The organism is uncultured Varibaculum sp. (assembly GCF_902489465.1).
GTDB lineage: Bacteria > Actinomycetota > Actinomycetes > Actinomycetales > Actinomycetaceae > Varibaculum.
The window spans coordinates 21,879-30,024 of sequence record NZ_CABTZZ010000022.1; the positions used below are offsets into that span (position 1 = coordinate 21,879).

7 protein-coding genes and 1 tRNA gene are annotated in these 8,146 nt (G+C 54.0%); 4 read left to right on the forward strand and 4 right to left on the reverse strand.

From position 1 onward, the window contains the following. Nucleotides 1-117: 117 nt before the first annotated feature. Genes RDM26_RS05475 through RDM26_RS05485 form a run of 3 tightly spaced genes read right to left on the reverse strand, consistent with a single transcriptional unit; the run spans nt 118 to nt 2,842 of the window. Entirely contained in the window at nt 118-612 is a 495-nt protein-coding gene (locus RDM26_RS05475) for a GtrA family protein (protein ID WP_307737997.1), read from the reverse strand. Next, nucleotides 609-2,204: an FGGY family carbohydrate kinase gene (locus RDM26_RS05480; protein ID WP_307737998.1), complete on the reverse strand. Its 1,596-nt coding sequence runs from the start codon at nt 2,202-2,204 to the stop codon at nt 609-611. The genes RDM26_RS05475 and RDM26_RS05480 overlap by 4 nt, the downstream gene beginning before the upstream one ends. Next, on the reverse strand, nt 2,204-2,842 hold the full coding sequence (locus RDM26_RS05485; protein WP_307737999.1) for a TetR family transcriptional regulator: 639 nt from the start codon (nt 2,840-2,842) through the stop codon (nt 2,204-2,206). Before RDM26_RS05485 ends, RDM26_RS05480 begins: the two co-directional genes overlap by 1 nt. A 262-nt stretch (nt 2,843-3,104) precedes the next feature. Between RDM26_RS05485 and RDM26_RS05490 the strand changes: the two genes are divergently transcribed. The 3 genes from RDM26_RS05490 to RDM26_RS05500 are packed head-to-tail and all read left to right on the forward strand — an operon-like array spanning nt 3,105 to nt 7,074. Further along, nucleotides 3,105-4,562, forward strand: coding sequence for an aminotransferase class III-fold pyridoxal phosphate-dependent enzyme (locus RDM26_RS05490; RefSeq protein WP_307738000.1), 1,458 nt, complete (start codon nt 3,105-3,107; stop codon nt 4,560-4,562). After that, a complete protein-coding gene (locus RDM26_RS05495) occupies nt 4,559-5,605 on the forward strand; it encodes a class II aldolase/adducin family protein (RefSeq protein WP_307738001.1) in 1,047 nt (348 codons plus the stop codon). Before RDM26_RS05490 ends, RDM26_RS05495 begins: the two co-directional genes overlap by 4 nt. Before the next feature lie 59 nt (nt 5,606-5,664). Continuing rightward, nucleotides 5,665-7,074 (forward strand): aldehyde dehydrogenase family protein, encoded by a 1,410-nt coding sequence (locus RDM26_RS05500; RefSeq protein WP_307738002.1) that lies wholly within the window; start codon nt 5,665-5,667, stop codon nt 7,072-7,074. A gap of 84 nt (nt 7,075-7,158) precedes the next feature. Here the strand turns inward: RDM26_RS05500 and RDM26_RS05505 are convergent, their stop codons facing one another. Next, nucleotides 7,159-7,644 (reverse strand): carbonic anhydrase, encoded by a 486-nt coding sequence (locus RDM26_RS05505; RefSeq protein WP_307738003.1) that lies wholly within the window; start codon nt 7,642-7,644, stop codon nt 7,159-7,161. A 151-nt stretch (nt 7,645-7,795) separates the two neighbouring features. Between RDM26_RS05505 and RDM26_RS05510 the strand changes: the two genes are divergently transcribed. Then, nucleotides 7,796-7,868 (forward strand) — tRNA-Ala (locus RDM26_RS05510). Nucleotides 7,869-8,146 lie beyond the last annotated feature (278 nt).

Below are 8,146 nucleotides of genomic sequence, written 5' to 3' on the forward strand. Positions count from 1 at the left end.
GCTGAGCTGGGGGATGAAAAGATGCGAGAGGGGGCTTGAGCCGAGCGTAGCTAGGCTCACTGGGGTCCCCCGAGTGCTTTTCATCCCCCGGCGGTACCCAGCCCGGGTGTCGGCGAGCTACTTAAGTGCTAGGTCGTTGGTGTTTTCGGTGCCGCGGAACACTACCCACTTCCACCAGGCGAACTCGCCAATGAAGTTAAGAATCATGGTTACGCCCTTGATAATGAAATCGTTGACGCCGGCGTTGGCGGCCAGCGCCCCCAGCCACATAGTGATGGGGATAAAGAAGGCGTAGAAAACCGCAACTTTGGCCATTGCGATCGGAACGTTATTGGCGGACTTAAAGGTGTAACGCCGGTTGAGGGTGAAGTTATAGATCACCGACAAAGTAATGGAAATAAAGTGGGTCCAAGCGTAGGGCAGGGGAGTTAACCACTCTAAAAGGGAGAAGCTGGCGGCCTCCACCAACCCGGCGGAGATAGATAACAAAGTGAACTTAAGGGCTTGAATGGCAGCGTCTTTACCCTTAGCGGCCTCGCCGGTCAAGGGAGCTTTTGTGGTAGCTGTGGGTTCGCCCTCGGTTTCCGAGGGAAGATTTCCTTCCGAGTTCATCGAATCGCCTCCAATTGTGCGAAAATCTTTTTATTTGCCGGGTAAATATCTTTAAAAGCCGCGAACATTTGGTCGTAGCGGTCTTTGTGCTCAAGGTTCGGCTGATAGGAGGCGGTTACCGGAACCAGGGAAGAAGCTTCCGCTAAGGAAGGTATTTCCCCTAGTCCGGCGGCTATCACCAGCGCGGCTCCTACCGCTCCTACATCTTGCGGATTGGCTACTGTGTCCACGGGTTTGCCGGTAATATCAGCCAGAATCTGGCAGGTTACCGGGCTGAGTGCCCCGCCGCCAACAAACCGCAACCGGGGAGCAGTCTTGATTTTCTTTTCTTGAGTTTCCAGGAACCAGCGCACGTGGTAACACACGCCCTCTGCCACTGCGCGCAGCAGCTCAGTTTTCCCGGTTTCTAGACCAATCCCGATAAAGGCTCCTCGGGCATTGGGGTCTTCGAAGGGGCAGCGGTTGCCGTGTAGCCAAGGCGCGAATAGCACCCCACCGGCTCCGGCGGGTGCGGACTCGATTACGGTTGACATGTATTCATAGAGGGAATGGAACTCGGATTCGGGATCTTCCGCCACATCTCTCTGGTCCAGGTAAATATGGATTTCATCTTTAGCTAGGTGATCACGTACCCACTCGAGGCATTTTCCGGCGGTTTCCATCTCGGCGAAATAGTTATAGTTTCCGCTGATAGCTCCCACCACGGTGGCAATCATGGCGGAAGTATCAATCGTGATCTTGTCGGTTACGGTTTCCACCCAACCGGAAGTACCCATGTATACGTGAGTGTCGCCCTTCCTAGCGGCACCGGCTCCTACCGGGATCAGGGAAGCGTCCCCTCCTCCGGAAAAGACCGGCACCCCTGCTTTTAGTCCGAGTTCGCGGGCTTGCTGAGGGCGAAGCTGCCCCACAATATCGGTAGAAGCCACAATCGGTGGCATCAGCTGCGGGTCTACCTTCAGCATCTTCAGCATCGCGGGGCTAAAACGTTTTTCTTTTGAGCGGATATCGTACAGCAGCGTAGAAAACGCGCTGTCCTCACTCATAGTAAATTCGCCGGTCATCCGGGCAATGATCGCATCTTTAACGTCTAACCACTTGTGAGCCTTGGCTAGTTCCTCTGGCCGGTTTTCTTTCATCCAGTGATATTTCCAGACCGGATCTTTCGCCGAGGCAGACACGGCGCCGGTATGGTAGAGACTGCGCAGTAGTTTCACCAGGTTAATCCCGGCTATCCGGGGAGCCTGGCCAGCAATTTTTCGCAGCTGGCGGCCACCGCGCTGATCCATATAAGACATTGAAGGATGTACCGGACGAGCCTCTTCGTCTAGCAGCACCAGGGACTGCATTTGGGAACAGAAGCTAATTCCCTTTATTTGCGCCAGCTCCGCTTCTGCCTGGGCCTTTATTTGTGCGGTAGCGCTAGCCATTGCCGCCCACCAGTCATCGGGGTTTTGCTCAATGCCTCCCCCGGGAACTACTTGCAACCCGTAGCCTTCACTGGCGCTGGCCACCGGGCGAATCTGGTCGCTGACTTCAAATAGGCAGGTTTTAACGCCGGTAGTTCCCACGTCGTAGGTTAAGCAGTACATTATTGCCTCTTTTCTAGGGTGGACCAAAGCATTTCCGTCATCTGTTCGGCGAATTCTTTTGCGGGTGCCATCTGGTACAGCTGGGAACGCCCTTTGAAATAGGGGGTAGATAGTGAGTATTGCATCATCACCATGGTGTTATCCACGGTGAAGGCCAGGACTTCCGCGGGTAAATCCGTGCGGATGTCTCCGCGTTCCTGCCCCTGCTTAATCAGTTTGAGTAGCCCAGATGCGGTATAGCTTTCTAATTCACGGGCGATATCCAGGGTTAACTCCTGATTCCCAATCGCGGTGATTTCATGGTAAAGCCGCTGGTATTCCGGATATTCCTCGCAAGCGTTTACAGTTAATAGCATCAGTTTACGGATTTTTTCCCGCCCGCTGACTTCTGCTTTTAGAATTGCGCCAATATCGGTTTCGATAAGCCCGGCTCCCAGGTGAATCACATACCGGAACAGATTTTCCTTGGATTTGAAGTACTGAAACAGTGATCCCACGGAGACTTCGGCCGCTTTAGCAATCCGGTTGGTGTTCGCCGCTTCATAGCCCTTTGTTGCGAACTCGCTGACTGCGGCATCGATAATCCGCCTGGCTTTCTCCGGATCTAGCTGCTGGAACCGCTGCGTTGCCCATTCCATTTATGAATTCCTCTTTCCAGTGAGTGAGCTCTCACTTATCTGGCGTGATAGTAACACGTTTTCGTTCCCTCCAGACGCATTTTCGGATATTAGAGGGAAACATCGGGAGAATTGCTCTTCCTAAAACTGGCTGTTACTGCAGTTAAAAGCTGCTTTGATGAGGTGTAGTTACAGGCGGCAATCATTGACAGTAACGCCCCTAAAGGTTAACCTAGGTCACGTTGTTGTGAGTAAGCGCTCACGTTGTCTAATGGGGGTCAAAATGGATATTAATCGTCCGGGAGCGCGGCAGGTAACGCGCGAGCTAGATGAGCTAATCAAACAACCTGTTTACTCGATTTCTCCGTCTGCTTTGCGTGAGTATGAGGATGAGTATTTTGCAAAAAAGTGCACTAAATCGCGGACAATGATTCGGGAAGCGCAGGAGGTTATCCCGGGTGGGGTGCAGCATAATCTGGCGTTTAACCATCCCTTCCCCCTGGTGTTTACCGGCGCTAACGGTAACAAGCTGACTGATCTGGACGGTAACGAGTATCTCGATTTCTTGCAAGCGGGCGGGCCCACCGTCCTGGGGTCAAATCCCCCGCAGGTGCGGGAAAAAGTTATTGACTTGCTTAATACTTGCGGCCCCTCCACCGGGCTTTTTCATGAATATGAGTATCGTCTGGGCGCGTTAGTGCGCGACCTGATTCCTTCCGTAGATATGTTCCGGGCTTTCGGCTCCGGTACCGAGGCCTGTATGGCGTCCATTAGGGTGGCGCGCCTAGCCACTAAGCATCGCCACGTTCTAAAAATGGGCGGTGCCTACCATGGCTGGTCAGATCAGCTTGCCTACGGTATCCGCATTCCAGGATCAAAGTTTACTCAGGCCAGTGGAATTCCCCTGCGTTGTATGTCGCTGACTGACGAGTTTTTCCCCGGCGATCTGGAAGACTTGGAACGCAAACTAAAACACAAGAAACTAACTGGCGGTACTGCCGCGATTATGATCGAGCCGATCGGCCCGGAGTCCGGCACTCGCCCTATTACCCAAGAATTTTTACGAGGGGCGCGGGCGCTGGCGAACAAATACGGGGCGCTACTTATTTTTGACGAGGTCGTGACCGCCTTCCGGATTTCTGAGCATGGGGCTCAAGGTTACTTCGGAGTAATGCCGGATCTAACCGTGTTCGGTAAAGTGATCGCCGGTGGCTATCCCTCTGCAGGGGGTCTGGGAGGACGCAAAGAATATATGCGCTACCTCGCCGCGGGGATTCAAACCGGAGATAAAGTGAAGAAAGCTCTGGTCGGGGGAACGATGACCGCAAATCCGCTGTCCTCGCTGGCCGGCTACTACACCATTAAAGAGATCGCCGAGACCGCGGCGTGTGACCGTGCCGCCAAGATGGGGGATCGCTTAACCGATGGGTTGCGTGCCCTCATTAAGCAGTATCGCCTGCCGTTTGTAGCGTTCAACCAGCGCAGCGTGTGTCACCTGGAGACCGTGGGGACTATGCATTTTGCGATTAACTGGAAGAAACCCTGGGAGATCCCGAATGTCTTGAAGGCGACCAGTCAGCGGAAGAAAGAAATGGAGCATATGGGTGCAGCCTATATGGCCGAAGGTATTGTGACTTTGGCGGGTTCGCGTCTTTACACCTCGGCCGCTTATAACGAAGAGGATATCGACCGGGCACTTGCTGCCTTTGAGCGGGTATTCCAAAAGGTGGTAAAGCTGTGAACTGCGACGAAGACAAGAAGCGCGCGAAACTAGTCGAGCTTTCGCATCAGCTGCTCTCCGATGGGCTAGTGGTGCGCACCTGGGGTAACTTTTCGGTACGAGGCAGCGGGGACGAATTTTTGATTACCCCCTCGGGGCGCCGCTACGAAACCATGACCGCGGAGGAGCTGCCTTTATGTACCGGCTCTAAAGATTGGTCTGGCCCTTATAAACCTTCCTCGGAGTATCCGATGCACGCCCTCACCTATCGGTTATTTCCGCAGGCGCGCTGGGTGATTCATACGCACCAGCCCTATGCGTCAGCTTTGTCGTTGGCGAAAAAGGATTTCCCACTGGATGAGGAAGCGCAAGCGGCGTTGGGGCAAGAGGTGCTGCCGGTGGCTCCCTACGGGTTGCCCTCGACCAAGAAACTGCACCGCGGGGTGGAAGAAACCCTGCAGCGTACCGGGGCGCAGGTGATTTTAATGAAAGCCCATGGCGCCATGATTTGGGCCGAAAGCGCTGACCAGGCGCGGAGGCTGGCGAATGCTTTGGAAAAGGTAGCCAAGGATTTATATCAGCGGGAGCTTTCCTGCTTGCCGCCTTTGCCTGCGCGTTCGCTTACTTCCCGGCGCGAGAGGGAGGATGACACCCTAGTCTGGGTTGATGAACAAGGCCGTCCCACTACCCCTGATGCGGCCACGCAGACGAATCACTTGCGGATTTATGGGGAGCGCCCCGATGTCGGCGCCATCATTACCTGCCACCACGCAGAGGTAGCGGACTTTTTTGGAGGAAAACTACCTGCCTACCTGGATGATTATGCCCAGATTATCGGGCTGAAAGCTGATGGAACCACTCGCGGTAATGCGGTGCTGACCAACACGGCGGCCTATTGTCTTGGCGCGGATCTGGATGCTGCCCACAGCGCCCAGATAGTGCTAGAGAAGAACGCATTAGCGGCGCGTTACGCCCGCGTTTGCGGAGCAAAGCCGTTAAAAAAGGCGGAAGCACTGTTGATGCGGGAAATCTATCGCCGTAAATATTCAAAACAGGCTAGTTGATAGCAAAATAATAGGGAACCGGGTAGGAAGTAGGTGCTCGCCGGTAGAGAGGGACAGGCATGAGCAGTTCGCAAGAGCAAGCCATTAAGCGGGCGGTCGAGACCGCGCGTAGCTGTTTTAACCGCGGAACTACGATCCCGATATCTGGGCGGCAGAAAAATCTCACTGCTCTGTTACGGGAAATAGAAAAATCGCAGGTAGAGATTTATCGCGCCCTCAAGCATGACTTGAACAAGAGTCGCGCCGAAGCCTATATGAGCGAAATTTCCCTGGTGAAAGCGGAAATAAAACATCTGCGGCGTCGTCTACCTTGGCTGGCGATGCCTCGCCCTAAAATGCCTGCACTTTCTCAACTGCCCGGGTGGTTGCAGGTACAACGCGAACCCTACGGGGTGGTGTTGGTGATGAGCCCGTGGAATTATCCTTTCCAACTCACTATGGAACCCATTGCTGCCGCTATCGCCGGTGGAAATACGGTGGTAGTAAAGCCTTCTGCCTATACCCCGCATACCTGTGAGGTGATCGAAAAAATCTTGCGCCGCGCACTCCCGCCCGGAATGGTGAGCGTTATCCGTGGGGGACGCGCTGAAAATACCGCCCTGTTAGAGCAGCGCTTTGACCATATTTTCTTTACTGGCTCTCCGGCGGTGGGGCGCGTGGTAATGGAGGCAGCATCCCGTTACTTGACCCCGGTAACTTTGGAGCTGGGCGGAAAATCTCCCTGTTTTGTGGATCGCACAGCCAATATCGAAAAAGCGGCGCGCAGGATTCTGTTCGGAAAACTGCTTAACGCAGGGCAAACATGCGTCAGTATCGATTATGTTTATGTACACGAGGACGTGCGGGAGCGGTTAATCGCCGCTTTGCAGGCGGGAATCGCCCGGGCTTTGCCGAGCGAACAATACCGAAAATCTGCGTTTGTAAAAATCATTTCTCCCAAACATTTTTCCCGTCTGTCGGAGCTGCTCGCGGAACAAAGACTATTGGGCTCGAATGGGGGAGGCCGAGCGGAAGATTTCCTTGACCGGCAAACCCAGCAGATCAAACCGGTGATTGTGGACAATCCTTCCTGGGATTCTCCGGTGATGTCGGAAGAAATTTTTGGCCCGATTTTGCCGGTTCTTCCCTTTACGGATCTGGAAGCAACTTTGACGGACTATGAAGAGCGAGAACATCCGTTGGCTCTTTATATCTTTACGAAAGATCGGGGCTTTGCGCGGAAAGTGATGAGCAAAGTGAACGCCGGGGGAGTATGTATCAATGACACCTTGCTCCATATGAGCTCTTCGAAGGCACCTTTTGGGGGCGTAGGTAACTCGGGGATGGGAAATTATCACGGAGACTGGTCGTTTAAGGCTATGACCCGGGAGCAAACGGTTCTCCGTAAATCTTGGCTTTTTGATATTCCGGCGCGTCACCACCCCTATGGAGAGAAATCTTTGAAAATCCTGCGTTCCCTGCTGCGTTAGCACCTAGAGGGCGGTGGAGCTAAGTGGCGCTACCCTTTCACTACTGCAACAGGTAGTAATGGCAGCGCGGACGTCTGTTTCGGTCTAGAGGGTTACTTCCTCTAGACGCGCAGTCTTAACGTCGAGGACGAATCCGCGGACAGTGCCTCCTACAAAGGGACTGTCTAGCAGTTTCTTCATAGCGTTTCGAACTGATTCGTGCACGTCTTTGAAGCCTCCGGGTTTCCACGTGGGACGCTGTCCGGTGTCTTTTTCGAGTTCGGCGAGGAATGTTTCGTCATCGGTCTTCGACATTCCGCAGTCGGTGTGTTGAATCAGCATCACGTACTTGGTTCCCAAGCTGCGCTGGGAGGCGGCGAGGGTGCGGACGGTGTCGGCGGTGACCAGGCCGCCGGCGTTACGGATCACGTGGATTTGTCCGGGTTCTACCCCCAGCATAGTTTCCACGTCGATCCGACAATCCATGCAGGTTACTACCGCCACCTTCAGCTCGGGTAGGTGGGGGGCTTCTCCGGGAAACTTCTCGGCGTAGGCGGCTTCATTCTTTAATAACTGCTCGATGGGATCCATGGTTGCTCCTGTTTTTCTGATCGTTAGTTAAATGGTATTAAATCTGTCTGGTTGGCGGGGGCGTAACAGAGTTATTTTTCTTGAGCGCAATCCCACAGCCTCATAGTTTGCAAATTTGCCTGTTACGAGCTTAGGCTTTTGAGAGTACCTAGGGGCTATGGCGCAGTTGGTAGCGCGTCTCGTTCGCAATGAGAAGGTCAGGGGTTCGAATCCCCTTAGCTCCACGATGAGGAGTCCGAACGGTGAAAAAGCCGTTTGGGCTTTTTCATTAGTGAAGACGACGAAATCGTGCGCAACACGAAGTGTTGCTAGCACAACGTTGGCGTAATCCCGTCAGGGATTGCTGGCACAAATGAAGGGGCTCGGCTTTTGCCAGGCCCCTCAAACTATAAGCTGAGGGATTCGAACCCGGGTTGAGCGTTCGCCCGCGCCAGTGGTTTTTAAGTGCGCTGCGGGTCTGGCTCGGTAAAAGCACTCCGGGGACCCCGTGACCGGCTTAGCC